At 70.1% G+C, this 16,242-nt stretch carries 14 protein-coding genes; 9 read left to right on the top strand and 5 right to left on the bottom strand.

Annotated features, from left to right (window positions below):
• Positions 1 to 42: 42 nt before the first annotated feature.
• Both ubiB and J2851_RS28210 read right to left on the bottom strand, forming a co-directional pair.
• Entirely contained in the window at positions 43 to 1,581 is a 1,539-nt protein-coding gene (gene ubiB / locus J2851_RS28205; RefSeq protein WP_209770528.1) for a 2-polyprenylphenol 6-hydroxylase, read from the bottom strand.
• Between the two features lie 3 nt (positions 1,582 to 1,584).
• Positions 1,585 to 2,412 (bottom strand): class I SAM-dependent methyltransferase, encoded by an 828-nt coding sequence (locus tag J2851_RS28210; RefSeq protein WP_209770529.1) that lies wholly within the window; start codon positions 2,410 to 2,412, stop codon positions 1,585 to 1,587.
• 148 nt (positions 2,413 to 2,560) lie between these two features.
• On the opposite strand from J2851_RS28210, the gene J2851_RS28215 reads away from it, so the two are divergent.
• The 9 genes from J2851_RS28215 to J2851_RS28255 all read left to right on the top strand — a co-directional run bounded on the left by J2851_RS28215 (position 2,561) and on the right by J2851_RS28255 (position 13,188).
• Positions 2,561 to 4,573, top strand: a complete 2,013-nt coding sequence (locus tag J2851_RS28215; protein ID WP_209770530.1) for a tetratricopeptide repeat protein — start codon at positions 2,561 to 2,563, stop codon at positions 4,571 to 4,573.
• 89 nt (positions 4,574 to 4,662) lie between these two features.
• Positions 4,663 to 5,505: a bifunctional DNA-formamidopyrimidine glycosylase/DNA-(apurinic or apyrimidinic site) lyase gene (gene mutM, locus J2851_RS28220; protein WP_209770531.1), complete on the top strand. Its 843-nt coding sequence runs from the start codon at positions 4,663 to 4,665 to the stop codon at positions 5,503 to 5,505.
• A 14-nt stretch (positions 5,506 to 5,519) separates the two neighbouring features.
• The gene (locus J2851_RS28225) at positions 5,520 to 5,963 is read left to right on the top strand and encodes a hypothetical protein (protein ID WP_209770532.1); all 444 of its coding nucleotides are present in this window, start codon (positions 5,520 to 5,522) and stop codon (positions 5,961 to 5,963) included.
• Between the two features lie 68 nt (positions 5,964 to 6,031).
• Positions 6,032 to 6,808, top strand: a complete 777-nt coding sequence (locus J2851_RS28230; protein ID WP_209770533.1) for an enoyl-CoA hydratase — start codon at positions 6,032 to 6,034, stop codon at positions 6,806 to 6,808.
• A 173-nt stretch (positions 6,809 to 6,981) separates the two neighbouring features.
• Positions 6,982 to 7,242: a 30S ribosomal protein S20 gene (rpsT, locus tag J2851_RS28235; RefSeq protein ID WP_209770535.1), complete on the top strand. Its 261-nt coding sequence runs from the start codon at positions 6,982 to 6,984 to the stop codon at positions 7,240 to 7,242.
• A 904-nt stretch (positions 7,243 to 8,146) separates the two neighbouring features.
• On the top strand, positions 8,147 to 9,631 hold the full coding sequence (gene dnaA / locus J2851_RS28240) for a chromosomal replication initiator protein DnaA (RefSeq protein ID WP_209770537.1): 1,485 nt from the start codon (positions 8,147 to 8,149) through the stop codon (positions 9,629 to 9,631).
• Positions 9,632 to 9,742: 111 nt separating this feature from the next.
• Positions 9,743 to 10,669 carry a GGDEF domain-containing response regulator gene (locus tag J2851_RS28245; RefSeq protein WP_209770539.1) on the top strand — a complete coding sequence of 309 codons (927 nt, stop codon included), beginning with the start codon at positions 9,743 to 9,745 and terminating at the stop codon, positions 10,667 to 10,669.
• A 128-nt stretch (positions 10,670 to 10,797) separates the two neighbouring features.
• Entirely contained in the window at positions 10,798 to 11,982 is a 1,185-nt protein-coding gene (locus tag J2851_RS28250) for an extracellular solute-binding protein (protein ID WP_209770541.1), read from the top strand.
• 153 nt (positions 11,983 to 12,135) lie between these two features.
• On the top strand, positions 12,136 to 13,188 hold the full coding sequence (locus J2851_RS28255) for an ABC transporter ATP-binding protein (protein WP_209770542.1): 1,053 nt from the start codon (positions 12,136 to 12,138) through the stop codon (positions 13,186 to 13,188).
• Between the two features lie 159 nt (positions 13,189 to 13,347).
• Here J2851_RS28255 and J2851_RS28260 read toward each other — a convergent pair whose 3' ends face one another.
• The 3 genes from J2851_RS28260 to J2851_RS28270 all read right to left on the bottom strand — a co-directional run bounded on the left by J2851_RS28260 (position 13,348) and on the right by J2851_RS28270 (position 16,198).
• On the bottom strand, positions 13,348 to 15,021 hold the full coding sequence (locus J2851_RS28260) for a copper resistance CopC/CopD family protein (RefSeq protein ID WP_209770543.1): 1,674 nt from the start codon (positions 15,019 to 15,021) through the stop codon (positions 13,348 to 13,350).
• 24 nt (positions 15,022 to 15,045) lie between these two features.
• Positions 15,046 to 15,573, bottom strand: a complete 528-nt coding sequence (locus J2851_RS28265) for a YcnI family copper-binding membrane protein (protein ID WP_209770544.1) — start codon at positions 15,571 to 15,573, stop codon at positions 15,046 to 15,048.
• A 223-nt stretch (positions 15,574 to 15,796) separates the two neighbouring features.
• Complete coding sequence (locus J2851_RS28270) at positions 15,797 to 16,198, bottom strand: DUF2946 family protein (protein WP_209770545.1); 402 nt, start codon at positions 16,196 to 16,198, stop codon at positions 15,797 to 15,799.
• Positions 16,199 to 16,242: the final 44 nt, after the last annotated feature.

The raw sequence follows: 16,242 nt of genomic DNA on the forward strand, positions 1-16,242 counted from the left end.
GGAGGGGCGAGCGGTCGCACCCCCTCCGATTTTGGCCAATGCCTACAGCAGCTCCACCGCGATGACCGCCAGCAGCGCGAGGATCGCCCAGATCGCGATGCGCTCGCTCAGCCGCCGCTCCACCCAGCGTTCAAGCATGAAGAGGATGGAGTTCGGGTGCAGGCGCAAGCCCCCGTCGGCGATCTGGGTGGCGGCCTCCTCGGCCCGGCGCACCAGGTGCGGCAGGCGGCGGATGGTCACCACGGCGGCCTCCAGGTCGTCGAGGATCTGCGCCTCCGGCCCGCGGTTCTCGCGCATCCACTCCTCGATCAGCGGGCGCGCCAGCTCCCACATGTTGATCTTGGGGTTCAGGATGCGGCCCACGCCCTCCGCGGTCAGCATGCTCTTCTGGAGGAGCAGCAGCTGCGGCTGCGTTTCCATCTCGAACTGTTCCGTCACCGCAAACAGCTGCGCCAGCAGCCGCCCGACGGAGATCTCGTTCAGCGGCTTGTTCTGCAACGGCTCGCCGATGGCGCGGCAGGCCTGGGTGAAGACCTCGATCGACTGGTGGCGCGGGACGTATCCGGCGTCGAAATGAACCTGCGCCACGCGGCGGTAGTCGCCAGTCAGGAAGCCGATGAGCATGTCGGCGAGGTAGGTCCGCGTCGCCCGGTCCAGCCGGCCCATGATGCCGAAATCGACGGCGGCGATGTTGCCGTTCTCGTCCACGAACAGGTTGCCGGGGTGCAGGTCGGCGTGGAAGAAGCCGTCGCGGAACACCTGGTTGAAGAAGCTGGCCGACGCCTTGGCCAGGATCTCGTCCCGGTCGAAGCCCATCGCCTCCAGCCGGTCGTACTCGTCCACCTTGACGCCGCGGATGCGCTCCAGCGTCAGGACGCGCCGCGCGGTGCGGTCCCAGTCGATGGCCGGCACGTTGAAGGTCGGGTCGCCCTTGAAGTTGGCGGCCAGCTCCGACGCCGCCGCGGCTTCCATCCGCAGCTCCATCTCCAGGCGGGAGGTGCGGGCGAAGGTGTCCACCACCTCGCGCGGGCGCAGCCGCTTCAGCTTGGGCATGACCAGGACGGCCAGCTCGGCCAGCCAGTAGAACAGGTCGATGTCCCGCTCGAAGGCGTGCTCGATGCCCGGCCGCAGCACCTTCACGGCCACCTCGCGCCCGTCGGCGGTCACCGCGAAGTGCACCTGCGCGATGGAGGCCGCGGCGACCGGCGTCTCGTCGAAGCTCTGGAACAGCGCCGCGATGGGGGCGCCCAGCTCCTCCTCCACGATGGCGCGGGCCTTGGCGCCGGGGAAGGGCGGCAGCTTGTCCTGCAGCTCCGCCAGGTCAAGCGCCGTCCGCTCCCCCACCAGGTCGGAGCGGGTGGAGAGCAGCTGCCCCAGCTTGATGTAGGTCGGCCCCAGCTCCGCCAGCGCGCGGGCGAGGCGCTGGCCGACGCGGCCCGGTTCCTTCCGGTTGCCGACCCAGCGCCAGAACATCGCGATGCCGGGCGAATGGTCCGACAGCGTCTCCGGCAGCGCGTTGTAGCGGGCCACCGTGCGGGCGATGCCGAACAGGCGGACGAGGTTGCGGACGGTCCGGAACACCGGTCAGATCCGCCAGCCGGAATGGATCGCGGCGATGCCGCCCGTCAGGTTGCGCACGCGCACGGCGCCGAAGCCGGCCGCCTCGATCCGCTTGACCAGCGCCTGCTGCTCGGGGAAGCGGCGGATGCTCTCCACCAGATAGCGGTAGCTGTCCTCGTCGCCGGCCACCATGCGGCCGAGCTTGGGCAGGACGTTGAAGGAATAGAGGTCGTAGACCTCGCGCAACACCGGCAGGACCACGTGGCTGAACTCCAGGCAGAAGAACTTTCCGCCGGGCTTCAACACGCGACGCGCCTCGGAAAGCGCGGCGTCGATGCGCGTAACGTTCCGCAGGCCGAACGCAATGGTGTAGGCATCCACCGATCGGGAGGCGATGGGCAGCTTTTCCGCGTCGCCCACCGTCCAGTCCACGCCGGCCAGGATGCCGCGGTCGAAGGAGCGGTCGCGCCCGACCCGGACCATCGACTCGGTGATGTCGCACACCACGGCCCGCCCGCCGCCCCGTTGCAGGAAGCGGAAGGCGATGTCGCCGGTGCCGCCCGCCACGTCCAGCAGCGTCATGTCGGCCTTCGGCGCGACCATCTCCATCAGCGTGTCCTTCCACAGCCGATGGATGCCGCCCGACATCAGGTCGTTCATCAGGTCGTAACGGCCGGCCACGCTGTCGAACACGGCGCGGACCAGGCCGGACTTGGCGTCCGGGTCCACGGGCTTGTACCCGAACCAGTTCCCTTCCGGCCCCACCCCAGGGGAGGAAGCGGGGGTGGAAGCGTTTGCGGAAGCATTCTTCGGGTCGGGAGGGGTGTGCGGATCGGTCATGGCGCGCAACATAGCGCGGCGCCTGAGCGCGCGCCAGCCGGGGCGTGACCGTGACAGGGCGGCAAAACGCGCTTTTTTCGCGGGCTTGACCCCCGCGCCCGGCTTCGCCAGGGTTCCCGCCGGGGATCGGCCCACAGCGACGAGGGAAGCGGGGAGGGGAATGGCGACGGTCCAGGAGGCTCTGCTCATCGCCTTCGACCACCAGCAGGCCGGGCGCCTGGCCGAGGCCGACGCCCTGTACCAGCGCATCCTCGACGCCGTCCCCGGCCACCCGCCGGCCCTGCACCTGCGCGGCCTCCTGCTCGCGCAAGGGGAACGGCTGGAGGAGGCCTGCGCCCTGATCGAGCGGGCGATCGAGGGCGACGGGACCGTCCCCGACTACCACAGCAACCTCGGCACCCTGCTGGAGGCGCTCGGCCGCGTCGAGCCGGCCACCGATTGCCTGATCCGCGCGGCGCGGCTCGATCCCACGCGGGTCGTTCCGCTCAACGGCTTCGCGCTGCGCCGGCTGAAGGACGGCGCCCGGCCGGACCTTGCGGAGCGGGCGTTGCGCGCGGCCATCGACCTCCAGCCGCTCGACCCCGACCTGCGCGTCAACCTCGCCCAGGCGCTGGACTGGCTTGGGCAGTCGGCGCCGGCGCTGGCCGAGCTGCGCCGCGCCGCCCTGCTGGCGCCCGGCGACCCGGCGCTGCTGCGCGACCTGGCCGAACGGCTCGGCGTCGAACCGGGAGAGGCGGGGGAGCAGGCGCTGCGGCGCGCGCTGCGCCTCGACCCGGCGCGGCCCAGCCTGTGGGACCGACTCGGCACCCGGCACAAGGTCGCCGGTCGTCTCGCCGGGGCGCATCACGCCTACGAACGCGGGCTGGCCCTGGACCCTGCGGGGGCGGAGCTGTGGAACAACCGCGCCAGCGTCCTGAAGGGCCAAGGCGCCGCGGACGGCGCGCTGGCGGCGCTGCGGATCGCGGCCACGCTGCAACCGGCCTCGTCCGCCATCCGGAACAACCTCGGCGACGCCCTGATGCTCGCCGGCCGCCCGGCCGAGGCGCTGGAGCAGGCCGACGCCGCGCTGGCCGTGACGCCCGACCTGGCCGACGCCCGGCTGGCGCGCGCCACCGCCCTGCTGACGCTGGGCCGCTTCGCCGAAGGCTGGGACGCCTGGGAGGACCGTTGGGCGGTTCAGGCGCCGGGCCAGCCGCCGCGCTTCCCGCAACCCGCCTGGACCGGCGAGCCGCTGGGGGAGGGGCGCCTGCTCGTCTGGGGGGAGCAGGGCGTCGGCGACGAGCTGCAATTCGCCGCCCTGCTGCCCCTGTTGACGCAAGCCGGCGTGCGCTGCCGGCTGGAGTGCGACGCGCGTCTGGCCCCGCTGCTCGCCCGGTCCCTGCCGGCGGTGGAGGTCGTTGCGCGCACCACCCCGCCGGACCCGCGCCTGTCGTCCCCGGACATCGCCGCGCAAATCCCGTCCGGCAGCCTGCCGCGCCTGCTGCTGCGCGACGCCGCGGACTTCCGGCGCCTGCATCCTTACCTCGTTGCGGATCCGGCACGCACGGCCGCGATGCGGGCCGCGGACGGGCCAGCGGACAAGAGGGGCAAGCCGCTGGTCGGCATCGCCTGGCACACCACCAACCCGAAATGGGGCCGCAGCCGGAACATTCCGCTGCCCGATCTGGCGCGGGCGCTGCATGCGGCCGGCGCGCGCATGGTCGTTCTGCAATACGGCGACTGGGCGGGCGAAGTGGCGGCGCTGGCGGCGGAGGGCATCGACATCGCCATCCCCCCAGGCCTCGACCTGCGCGACGACCTGGACGGCCTCGCCGCGCGGATCGCCGCCACCGATCTGGTGGTCACCATCGACAACGTGACCGCCCACATGGCCGGCGCGCTGGGCCACCCCGCCTGGGTCCTGCTGGGCCACGCCGCCGACTGGCGCTGGCTGCGCGACCGCCCGGACTCCCCCTGGTACCCCTCCGCCACCCTGTTCCGCCAGCCGGCGGCGGGCGATTGGGGCGCCGTGCTTGACGCTGTGACGGAGCGATTGTGTCAAGTGGCGGGTGGCGTGTGTCAAGTGGGTGGGGAGGGGCGGGAGAGTGGTCGCACTGGGCCCCCCTCCCAACCTCCCCCCATCTTCGACGGGGGGAGGAGCAATCCCCTCCCCCGCGAAGTGGGGGAGGGTTAGGGTGGGGGCCCAACTTCAACCACTTCCCATCCACCCCCACACCCCACCCCACTTGCGTCACCCCCTCACCCTCCCCACACTTGCGGACCATGCCCGAGCTTCCCGAAGTCGAAACCGTCTGCCGCGGCCTCGCCCCCCATCTGGAAGGGCGGGTGCTCGTCCAGGTGCTCCAGCGCCGGCCGAACCTGCGCTTTCCGTTCCCGCCGGACTTCTGCGCGCGGCTGACCGGCCGCCGCGTCGAGTCGGTGCGCCGGCGCGCCAAATACATCCTGGTCCATCTGGACGACGGCACGGTGCTGATCGCCCATCTCGGCATGTCCGGGCGGATGATCATCACGCCGGAACGGCCGGCCGAATACGGCGCGCACGACCATGTGGTGCTGGAAACCGACGCCGGCACGGTGGTCACCTTCAACGACGCCCGCCGCTTCGGCCTGATGGACCTCGCCACGGCGGAAACGCTGGCCGGGCACCCGTTGCTGCGCAGCCTGGGGCCGGAGCCGCTGGGCAACGAGTTCTCCGGCCCGGTGCTGGCCGAACGGCTGGCCGGCCGGATGACCAGCATCAAGGCGGCACTGCTCGACCAGACGGTCGTTGCGGGGCTCGGCAACATCTATGTGTCGGAAGCGCTGTTCCTCAGCCGGATCAGCCCGACGCGCATCGCCGCCACCGTCACCGGCGCCAAGGCGGACCGGCTGGCGACGGCCATCCGCGAGGTGCTGGGCCGCGCCATCGCGGCCGGCGGCTCCTCCTTGCGCGACTACCGGCAGGCGTCGGGGGAGCTGGGCTATTTCCAGCACCAGTTCTCGGTCTACGACCGCGAGGGCCAGCCCTGCCCGGGCTGCACGTGCGATGTGGCCAGGACCGGCGGAATCCAGCGGATCGTGCAGGCCGGGCGCTCGACTTTCTATTGTCCGCAGCGCCAGCGCTGATATACGTGGAGTCCATGACGGCTCCATCGGCCACCGCCCGGGCGGCGCTCGCCGCCTTCCTCCTCGCCGGCCCCGCCATCGCGGGCCTGGCCGGACATCCGCTGCCCGCCTGGGCTTCCGAATCCCCTCGTTTCCTCACAGGGATGGGCGACGTGCCGGTGATGCCGGGCCTCGCCCCCGCGGAGGAGGAGCCGCTGGTCTTCGACAAGCCGGGCGGGCGCATCGCCCAATCGGTGATGGCCGGGCGCGTGGACCGCAAGGCGGTGCTGGCCTTCTACAACCAGACCATGCCGCAGCTCGGCTGGAAAGCCGCCCCCCAGGCTGCGGCGGCCGGCACGCGCTTCCTGCGCGACGGGGAGGAACTGCGTCTGGAGTTCGTCGAACCGGGCGCGGCCCAGGCCCAGGCATCAAGCCGGGCCGGCGTCACGACCGTGCGCTTCTCGCTGATGCCGCACTGAACCCCAACCTACACCAATCATAACGCCCCCGTTCGGGAGGGGCAGACACACCGGGAGCAAGCTGCAACATGCCGTACGAAACGATCCTCGTGGAGACCCGCGGCCCCGTCGGGCTGATCACGCTGAACCGGCCGAAGGCGCTGAACGCCCTGTCCGACCAGCTGGTAACCGAACTGGGCCAGGCGCTCGACGCGCTGGAGGCGGACGACGCCATCGGCGCCATCGTGGTGACCGGGTCGGAAAAGGCCTTCGCCGCCGGCGCCGACATCAAGGAGATGCAGGGCTTCTCCTACATGGACGTCTACAAGTCCAACTTCATCACCGCGAAGTGGGAACGGCTGGCCAAGACCCGCAAGCCGACCATCGCCGCGGTCGCCGGCTACGCGCTGGGCGGCGGCTGCGAGCTGGCCATGATGGCCGACTTCATCCTGGCCGCGGACACCGCCAAGTTCGGCCAGCCGGAGATCACCATCGGCACCATCCCCGGCGCCGGCGGCACGCAGCGCCTGACCCGCTTCGTCGGCAAGTCCAAGGCCATGGAGATGTGCCTGACCGGCCGCCTGATGGACGCCGCGGAAGCCGAGCGCGCCGGCCTCGTCAGCCGCGTCATCCCGGCCGCCGACCTGGTGGACGAGGCCGTCCGCGTCGCCGAAAAGATCGCCAAGCTCTCGCGCCCGGTCGTCATGATGGCCAAGGACGCCGTCAACGCCGCTTACGAGACGACGCTGTCCGAGGGCGTGAAGGTCGAACGGCGACTCTTCCACTCCACCTTCGCCACCGAAGACCAGAAGGAAGGCATGGCCGCCTTCGCCGAGAAGCGCCAGCCGGACTGGAAGCATCGCTGATTAGAGCCGCATCCTCCCCCGCATATAGCGGGGGAGGGGCATGTCACCACCAAGATCTCGCCTCGTTTCATTTGGGCGAAAACAGTGTCGGTGCGCGCCTTGACTCTCATTCGGGTGGAGCGTATAAGGCCCCCTCGCACTGGGACAGGCGTGTCGTCCGGAGTAGGGTTTTCATGGCCAATCATAAGTCTGCTGAAAAGCGCATTCGTCAAACCGCGCGTCGTACGGAGATCAACCGTAACCGCGTGAGCCGCATCCGCACCTTCGTGAAGAAGGTCGAATCGGCGATCGAGACCGGCAACAAGGCTGAGGCCGCGGAGGCCTTCAAGGCCGCCCAGCCGGAACTGATGCGCGGCGCCTCCAAGGGCGTTCTGCACAAGAACACGGTGTCGCGCAAGCTGTCGCGCCTGTCGGCCCGCATCAAGGCTCTCTGAGTACTCTCAGCGTCATTAAGCCGCGCACCAGGTATGGGCGCGGCTTTTTGCGTTTTCAGAGCCTGCAATCCATGAATTACACCCGGATTTCCGGCAGAACTGGCCAGGAATCATTGGGTGACGATTCATGGGTTATTGTTCGAACGGCGGTTGTTGCTCGAACGATTGTGGCATTTTGGACCGTTCGCTTTCTGTCCCATTGCCTCGGATGGGGAGTCTGATTAGACTTTCGATCCGTCGGGGATGGCGAGGTGATGCCGATCGCAAAGTCTTTTGCCGTCCATCAAGGAACGGAGACGTTCGATGCCGCAAGGCGCTGAGTCGACCGCGAGTCAACCGGCGTTTCAACAGCGGCCCTCTTCTTAAAACTTGGCGTTGGGAAGGCGGACCTCCGGGTTTCGCCGAAGGGATAGTGTTGCCGTCCAGTTAGGAGGCATCCACCGTTGGAGTCTTCCGGAGAGGAACAATCCGTACGGCGGAGCTTACCTTAAGGAACGGCCGGAAGGGTTCGGGGAAACGAGCGCCGGAAAACCGGCGCCGCGGGCGGGTGCTCCGTCCCAAGGCGTGCCCAGGGGCGTGCTCTGTGGCTTGCCAGGGGGCTTGCGCGCAGAGGCTTGCGGAGACGGACAGGTCCGATATTCCGGTCCGACTGTTGCGCATATGACACGTGTGGCGCGGATGACACGCGCCAACGGCGCGGATGGGGAGCGGTTTCGTCTTCGCTTGATGGGCGTTTGGGTTTCGGGTGTGTTGGTTTCAGCCTTGGCCCGCAATGTGGGGCCCGGCGACTGGGGCCAAGCGATCGTGGCTTGGAAGCGGGGGTCCGACGGTTGGCTTGGCCCCGTTCGACCAGTGGCCGTGACGGCGGTGGCCGTCCGGGGGAAAGGAGCGGGGTAGGGAAAGCATGTCGGTCGGCGCGTCGTTGGATCAACAGTGGGCCCGCATCCGGGGCCGCCTCAAGGACGAGGTGGGCGAGATCGCCTACCGCAGCTGGCTGCAGCCGCTCTCCTTCGCTGGCATCCGGGGTGGCGAGGTCCGCATCGTGGTGCCCACGCGCTTCATGCGCGACTGGGTGCTGACCCACTACGCCGACCGCATCCGCAACCTGTGGTCCGGCGAGAATCCGGAGGTCCAGTCCATCGACGTCGTGGTGGCCGCGGCCAACGCGCCGGCCGCGCTCGCGGCGGACGACGATGGCGAGGACATTGAGGGGAACGACGCGGCGCCCGCCCCGGCGCGGCTCAGCTCCGCCCTGGTTCAGCCGAACTCCTACACCAGCGGGTCCTATGGGGCGGCCCCGCCGTCGCCGGCCTTCTCCGACGAGTCGCCGACGGCGGTCGCCTCGGTGCTGGAGGACCGCACGGACATCTCCGCGCCGCTCGACCCGCGCTTCACGTTTGAGAATTTCGTGGTGGGCAAGCCGAACGAGCTGGCCCACGCCGCCGCCCGCCGGGTCGCCGACGCGACCTCGGTCACCTTCAACCCGCTGTTCCTCTACGGCGGGGTCGGGCTCGGCAAGACCCACCTGATGCACGCCATCGCCTGGCAGATCCGCCGCAACGACCCGAACCGCAAGGTGATCTACCTGTCGGCAGAAAAGTTCATGTACCAGTTCATCCGGGCGCTGCGCTTCAAGGACACCATGGCCTTCAAGCAGCAGTTCCGCTCGGTGGACGTGCTGATGATCGACGACGTCCAGTTCATCAGCGGCAAGGACAGCACCCAGGAAGAGTTCTTCCACACCTTCAACGCGCTGGTCGACCAGAACCGGCAGGTCATCATCTCCGCCGACAAGAGCCCGTCGGACCTGGAAGGCATGGAGGAGCGGCTGCGCTCCCGCCTCGGCTGGGGCCTCGTGGCGGACATCCACCCAACCACCTACGAGCTGCGGCTCGGCATCCTCCAGGCCAAGGCGGACGCGCTGAACGCGGCCATCCCGCTGAAGGTGCTGGAGTTCCTGGCGCACAAGATCACCTCCAACGTGCGCGAGCTGGAAGGGGCGCTGAACCGCATCGTCGCGCACGCGGAGCTGGTCGGCCGCGCCATCTCGCTGGAATCGACGCAGGAGGTGCTGCACGACCTGCTGCGCGCCAACGACCGCCGCGTCACCATCGACGAGATCCAGAAGCGCGTGGCGGAGCACTTCAACATCCGCGTCGCCGACATGCATTCGGCCCGCCGCGCCCGCGCCGTCGCCCGGCCGCGGCAGGTCGCCATGTACCTCGCCAAGCAGCTGACCGCCCGCTCCTTGCCGGAGATCGGGCGCAAGTTCGGCGGCCGCGACCACACCACCGTCATGCACGCCGTGAAGAAGGTGGAGGAGCTGCGGACCACCGACCCCGCCTTCGCGGAGGACGTGGAACTGCTGCGCCGCATGCTGGAAAGCTGAGCGTCTCCCGGGCTTCCACAACCCGCCTCCGCCGAAAAGCGTAGGACTTTAGCCAAATTCGCGGTAAACACCCGGTGCAGCGGTTGATGGCCCGGGGGTTTTCACGCAACCATGGAGACGAACGTCCTCATCGCCGATGACTCCGCGGTTGTCCGGAAGATCCTGAAGGACCACCTCGAAGCCTCCGGCTACCATGTCCTGGTCGCGCGCGACGGCCAGGAGGCGTTGGATCTCTACCACCGCAACGACATCCACATCCTGATCACCGACCTGGAAATGCCGCGCATGGACGGGTTGGAGCTGTGCTGGCTGATCCGGGCGGAGGACGACCAGCACCGCACCTTCTGCATCCTGATGACCGCCGACGACGACATCCAGCGCCGGATCGAGGCGTTCGACGCGGGTGCGGACGAGTTCCTGACCAAGCCCATCGACATGCCCATGCTGCGCGCCCGCGTGCGCGCGGGGGAGCGCATCACCCGCACCCACCGGGTGATGGCGGAGATGCTGAACACCGACTACCTGACCGGCGTGCTGAACCGCCGCCGCTTCATGGAGCGGCTGGAGCAGGACTACCGCCTGGCCCGTGACGACGGCTCCCCCTTCTCCATCGCGCTTTTCGACATCGACCATTTCAAGGCGATCAACGACACCCACGGCCATTCCAACGGCGACCTCGCGCTGAAGCGCTTCGCCGAGACCTGCGCGGCCCACGTGCCGCCCGGCGGCTTCGTCGGCCGCATGGGCGGGGAGGAGTTCTGCATGGTCCTGCCCGCCGGCGACGTAGAGTCGGCCATAGCCAAGGCGGAGGAGGTGCGGCTGGCGACCTCCAACCTGATGGTGACGACGGCGGAGGGCGTGCCCTTCTCCTTCACCGTCAGCATCGGCATGTGCCCGGCGCAGGGCACCGAGTCGGTCGCCGACCTGCTGGCCCGCGCCGACGAGTCGCTCTACTTCGCCAAGAACAGCGGCCGCAACCGCACGGTGGTCTGCGGCACCGGCGGCGTGGTGGTGAAGGCGCGCTTCTACGTCATGTAGACACCCACTTGGCCCAACCTCCCGTTACAGCACGATGAAGTTTGGCTCCGCTCCCGCTTGAGCCATGGACGCCCGCCGAAGATCGCGGCACAGTTGCCCTCCGGACAAGAAAAGGGAGTGAGGGAGCCATGGCCGAAGGCAAGGAAAATACAAGCAAGGAAATCCGGTCGAGCGCCGCCACCCAGCGCGCCGCCAAGGGCTTCACCCGCCGCCTGCTGCTGCAAGGCGCCGCCGCCGCCGCGGGCGTCGCGTCGGTCGGTCCCTTCATCCTGCGCGAGGGCCGCGCCGCGTCGGGGTCGCTGAAGATCTTCTCCTGGGCCGGCTACATCAGCCCGGACATGCTGGCTGACTTCGAGAAGAAGACCGGCGTCAAGGCGACGCTGACCGAATACGGCACCAACGACGAGCTGCTGAACCAGCTGAAGGCCACGGGCGGCGCCGGCTTCGACATCATCCACCCGACGGTGGACCGCGTGCCGAACTACGTCGAGTTCGACCTCGTGCAGCCGCTGGACGAATCGAAGGTCAAGTGGGACGGCTGCCTGAAGTCCTCGGTCGAGGGCTCCGCCGGCATGGGCGGCGTGGTCGGCGGCAAGCGCTACTTCGCCCCGGCCGACTGGGGGACGGAGGCGATCGCCTACGACATGAACAAGGCCCCGCTGGCCTACGGCACCGCCAGCTACGGCGACATCTGGAAGCCGGAATTCGCCGGCAAGGCCACCGTGCGCGGCCACTCCTCGCTGATCGGCATCGGCCTGTGGCTGGAAGGCCAGGGCAAGCTGCCCCACCCCATCCGGGAGCAGTTCAAGGACGAGGCGAAGGCCCGCGCCAACTTCGACGCGATCCTGAAGGTGGCGACCGCGAACAAGAAGGCGGTCGGCCAGTTCTGGTCGAACGAGAACGAGGCCCAGGGCGCCTTCCGCACCAACGGCTGCGTCATCGGCCAGACCTGGGACAGCACGGCCGTGGCGCTGCGCAAGGAAGGCCTGCCGGTCCGCTTCATCGCGCCGAAGGAAGGCGCGCTCGCCTGGATGGAAGGCTTCGCCATCCCGAAGAAGGCGGAGAACCTGGAGCAGGCCTACGCCTGGATCAACTGGTTCTACACGCCGCAGGCCGGCGCGCTCTACACCAACAACTCCGGCATCTCCAGCACCGCCGTGGGGGCGGAGGCGCACCTGACCGACCTCAACAAGCAGTTCTTCGCCGACGCCTACCCAGGCGACGCGCTGCAGAAGCTGTGGTGGTGGCCGATCCAGGAAGCCTGGTACGTCTCCATCCGCAACGAATACCAGGACCGCTTCCTGGCGGCGTGACGCCGAACAACCCTCTCCCGTCCCGGGAGAGGGTGACGCCGCAGGCGTCGGGTGAGGGTCGCACAAGGATCAGCGCCTTGATCCTCGGTCGACCCCCACCCCAACCCTCCCCCGGGGCGGGGGAGGGAGCTTTGAGGGCATTTCGAGACAGGCATGAGCCAGGACGTCCAGCTCGACTCCGTCACCATGCGGTTCGGCGCGGTCACCGCGGTCCGCAACGTCTCCCTGGGCATCCGCGCCGGGGAGTTCTTCAGCTTCCTGGGGCCGTCCGGCTGCGGGAAGACCACGATCCTGCGCATGATCTCCGGCTTCATGGAGCCGACGGAGGGTGCGATCCGCATCGGCGGGCGCGACATGCGCGGCATCGGCCCGAACAAGCGCCCGACCGCGCTGATCTTCCAGAACCTCGCCCTGTTCCCGCTGATGACGGTGGCGGAGAACATCGGCTTCGGGCTGGAGGTGCGCGGCATTCCCGCCGCCGACCGCAAGAAGCGCGTTCAGCAGCTCCTCGACCTCGTGGCCCTGCCGGAGACGGCGGACAAGAAGGTGACGGAACTGTCCGGCGGCCAGCGCCAGCGCATCGCCATCGCCCGCGCGCTGGCCGTGGAGCCCGCCGTGCTCCTGCTCGACGAGCCGCTGTCGGCGCTGGACCTGAAGCTGCGCCAGCACATGCGGGCGGAGCTGCGCGACCTCCAGAAGCGCACCGGCGTCACCTTCATCTACATCACCCACGACCAGGGCGAGGCCCTGACCATGTCCGACCGCATCGGCGTGATGTCGAAGGGCGTGCTGGAGCAGGTGGGCGACGGCCGCAGCGTCTACGACCATCCGGAAACGGCCTTCGTCGCCTCCTTCGTGGGGGAGAGCAACCGCTTCACCGGCACGGTGGCCGACGCCGACGGTAACCGCGCGGCGCTCGACACCCCCCACGGCCGGTTGGTCGGCCGCAACCCGCGCAACCTCCGGCCCGGCGACCGCGCCACCCTGTTCGTCCGCCCGGAGCGGGTCGCCGCCGGGACGGGCGCGGAGAATGTGCTGGAGTCGCGCGTCACCCACCGCGACTTTGAAGGCGCCTTCATCAACGCCTTCCTGGAGGGCGACATCACCGTCCAGATCCCGCATGTGGGCACGGAGCCCCCCTTCACCCCCGGCCAACCCGCCCGCGTCGCCTTCCGCGCGGACGACGCGGTGGTGTTGCCGGAGTAGGGGGGTGTTGGGGGAGTGGTTGCGTTGGGCCCCCCTCCCAACCTCCCCCCACTTCGCGGGGGGAGGGGCTTTAGTCGCAGAGCGGCGGCAGTCCCCTCCCTCGCCGAAGGTGGGGGAGGGTTAGGGTGGGGGCCCAACGCGACCACCCCCCACCCCACCTCACCGCACCGTCACCTCCGTCCGGTACAGCGCCTTTTCGAAATCGCTGACCAGCGCGTCCACCCGCACGGCCCACTCGCCCGCCAGTGGCAGTTCCACGCCGTCCGCCGCGTAAATCCCCGGCCCAGCTTTCCCCAGGACTCGGCTGATCGGCTCGATCCCGGCCGAGGGCAGGGCGAGTTCGGCGGAGACCTCCTGCGCGTCCAGCGGCGTGCCGTCCGCCTGTTCTATCTGGACGGCGAGGCGGTTCGGCCCCGGCCGGGCCGGCGTCACGGTGATCAGCGCCGGGCGCCCCTTCACCGTGACCACGGTTGAAAAACCGGTGGATTCAGCCTCCGCGACCTCACCCCGCGTGCGCGGCGGCGGGGTCGTTCCCAGCCCGGCGGTGAACAGCAGGACCAGCGCCGCCGCCACCATCTCCGTGAACAGGCTGCCGCGCAGCCGCGCCGCGGCGGCCGGGCCGGCGGCCTCCAAACCCGGCGCCAAATCCGGCGTCAGCCTCAGCCGGTTCACCGCGGCCAGCACCAGCATCACCAGCACGCAGACCATCTTGCCCAGCCAGATCTGGCCGTAGGGGGTGTCGACGATGGCGCGCGGCTCCGCCAACTGGAGCACGCTCAACACCGCGCCGGCGAGCACCAGCACGGCCACCGCGGCCATTGCCAGGCCGGAGAAACGGCGGACGATCCGCGCGGCCTCCGCCGCCGGCTCGGTTCGCAGCACGACCGCCAGCGGCCAGAAGGACCCGATCCAGAAGGCCACGCCCAGCGTGTGCAGCGCGACCAGAGGCGCGCTCAGCCAGCGCGGCTCCGCCGTTGGCGCGTGGCCGGTGGCGGTCAGCGCCAGCGCCGCCCCCGCCGCCCCGGCCAGCAGCAGCACGGCACCGGCACGCCCGCGCTCCTCCAGCGCCAGGCCCAGCGCGGCGGCGACCAGGCCCAGCAGAGCCAGCGCGGCGCTGGCGCCCGTGCTGCTCGCCACGCCGGTTTTCCACACGGAGGCACCGATCAGCCCCGACAGCGGCGCCCCTTCCAGCACGGCCCCGGCCAGCCCGACGTTCAGCACAGCCGCCAGGGCGGCGATTCCGACGCCCAGGCACAGGCCGGGCTTCAGCCGCCGGCCGACCGGGCTCCACCCGTCCAGCACCAGGGCCAGGAACAGACCGCCGCCCACGGCGGCCAGCAGGCTGCCGTAATGCAGCCACCGCGCCGCCGCCGCAACCAGCAGCGTGGCCTGCCGGCCCTCCTCGGCCTGGACGATTCCGCGGTCCGGGGCGGCGCCGATCCCGAACAGGATCGACCCGGCGACCGGATGCCCGTCCGCCGAGACGACGCGGAAGCTGACCACATGGGTCCCCGCCGCCAGCCCGGCGGGCAGGGCGATGCGCAACGTCCCGTCGCCGGCCCCAGCCCCGACCGCTGGCGGGGAGGGCAGGGCGAGTTCCGCCCCGCCGGGGCCGAGCACCCGCACCGATACCGGGCTGACCGGCTCGTTGAAGCGCAGGCTGACCTCGGCCGGCGGGCGGTCCAGCCCAGCCCCGTCGGGGGGCACGGCCTCGACCAGCACGGCGTGCGCCCAGGCCGCGGGAGCGGCCATGATCACCACGGCCGGCGTTACCGCCAGCATCAGCAGCAGGGCGGCGAAACACCCCGTCAGGCCCGTCAGGTGTCGGCGCATGCCGTCGTCTCCTTCACCCGGTCCTTACGGCTTCGCGGTCAGCGTCACGCCGGGGGCCGGCTCCTTGTAGTCGTGGTCGGTCTTGCCGGGCTCCGGGATCTCGATCCAGCGGTGAACGCCCTTTTCGCACTCCTGGACCACGGGGAAGTACACGACCGTGCCGGCCGGCTTCTCCGGCAGCTTGGCGCGGAAGACGAACTCGTCGTAATGGGCGTCGGCCAGCGAGCCGCCGCTCCAGCTGATCTCGGTGACGCCCTTGGACAGCGTCTCGTCGTAATACTTGTAGGCTTGGGCGTACTGGCCTTCCTTGGTGGTCAGCGTCCAGCCGGCCTTCGGCATCGGCTTCACGGCGATCACGCCCTCGGGGATCTGGACGCGCAGCGTGGTGGTGGCGGTGCCTTCGCAGCCGTGGCCGACGCGCAGCACGGCCTTGTACAGGCTGCCGGCCGGGGCCTGCTTGGCCTCCAGCGTGGTGTGGGCGAGCGCGCCGGCGACCGGCAGGCAGGACAGGACGACGGCAGCCATCAGGGCGCCGCGGGTGGTGCGGGACATGGGAAACTCCGGTGTGTGTGGTGTGTCTGGGGAGTGTGTGGATGCGCCGGTGCTGTGGGCGGGTTTGCCCCCACCCTCCCGCTTCGCGGGTCCCTCCCTCCCCCGCTGCGCAGGGGAGGGACAAAGCGCGGCTTTTCAGGAACAGCGACGGAGTTCCCTCCCCTGCGAAGCGGGGGAGGGTTAGGGTGGGGGCAAGCGACGCCCGCCCCTCAGCGCATCGGCGTCAAACAACCACCGGAGGCGCCCGCGCGGCGTAGGGCCGCGCGGGCTGGCCGTCGTGGACGACCTCGTCCGCGGGCAACGGCGTCGCGACCACCACGGCGACCGGCGGGACCGGCACCGGCGCGGCGGCCGGGCCCAGGAGCTTGCCGCCGTGCAGCGACAGGCAGATCGGGCAGTAGGTGAAATGCCCCGGCATCCCGACCGGACCCTTGCCGGGACCGCCATGGTCGCCATGGGCGGCCATCGGCGCCTCGGACTCGTCCATGCCATGGTCATGGCAGGGCTCGTCGGCGACCACGACGACCGCCGCCTGCGACAGGGCGGCGGCGAGCGGCGGGGGCACGTGCGTGCCCATGACGATCGCGTGGACGAACAGGGTCAGCACGGCACACCATGCCGTCACCCATGTCGCCCTCGGTGCTGATCGCCACGCGTGCATGCGGGCAC

Origin of the sequence: Azospirillum rugosum, assembly GCF_017876155.1 — a bacterium.
Classification (GTDB): Bacteria; Pseudomonadota; Alphaproteobacteria; order Azospirillales; family Azospirillaceae; genus Azospirillum; species Azospirillum rugosum.

What these genes read in the sequence shown, in the direction of transcription:
- dnaA (WP_209770537.1), top strand. Translation starts at nt 8,147, where the DNA reads ATGTCGGTCGGCGCGTCGTTGGATCAACAGTGGGCCCGCATCCGGGGC.
- J2851_RS28265 (WP_209770544.1), bottom strand. Translation starts at nt 15,573, where the DNA reads ATGTCCCGCACCACCCGCGGCGCCCTGATGGCTGCCGTCGTCCTGTCC.
- mutM (WP_209770531.1), top strand. Translation starts at nt 4,663, where the DNA reads ATGCCCGAGCTTCCCGAAGTCGAAACCGTCTGCCGCGGCCTCGCCCCC.
- J2851_RS28225 (WP_209770532.1), top strand. Translation starts at nt 5,520, where the DNA reads ATGACGGCTCCATCGGCCACCGCCCGGGCGGCGCTCGCCGCCTTCCTC.
- J2851_RS28255 (WP_209770542.1), top strand. Translation starts at nt 12,136, where the DNA reads ATGAGCCAGGACGTCCAGCTCGACTCCGTCACCATGCGGTTCGGCGCG.
- rpsT (WP_209770535.1), top strand. Translation starts at nt 6,982, where the DNA reads ATGGCCAATCATAAGTCTGCTGAAAAGCGCATTCGTCAAACCGCGCGT.
- J2851_RS28210 (WP_209770529.1), bottom strand. Translation starts at nt 2,412, where the DNA reads ATGTTGCGCGCCATGACCGATCCGCACACCCCTCCCGACCCGAAGAAT.
- J2851_RS28260 (WP_209770543.1), bottom strand. Translation starts at nt 15,021, where the DNA reads ATGCGCCGACACCTGACGGGCCTGACGGGGTGTTTCGCCGCCCTGCTG.
- J2851_RS28215 (WP_209770530.1), top strand. Translation starts at nt 2,561, where the DNA reads ATGGCGACGGTCCAGGAGGCTCTGCTCATCGCCTTCGACCACCAGCAG.
- J2851_RS28230 (WP_209770533.1), top strand. Translation starts at nt 6,032, where the DNA reads ATGCCGTACGAAACGATCCTCGTGGAGACCCGCGGCCCCGTCGGGCTG.
- J2851_RS28250 (WP_209770541.1), top strand. Translation starts at nt 10,798, where the DNA reads ATGGCCGAAGGCAAGGAAAATACAAGCAAGGAAATCCGGTCGAGCGCC.
- J2851_RS28245 (WP_209770539.1), top strand. Translation starts at nt 9,743, where the DNA reads ATGGAGACGAACGTCCTCATCGCCGATGACTCCGCGGTTGTCCGGAAG.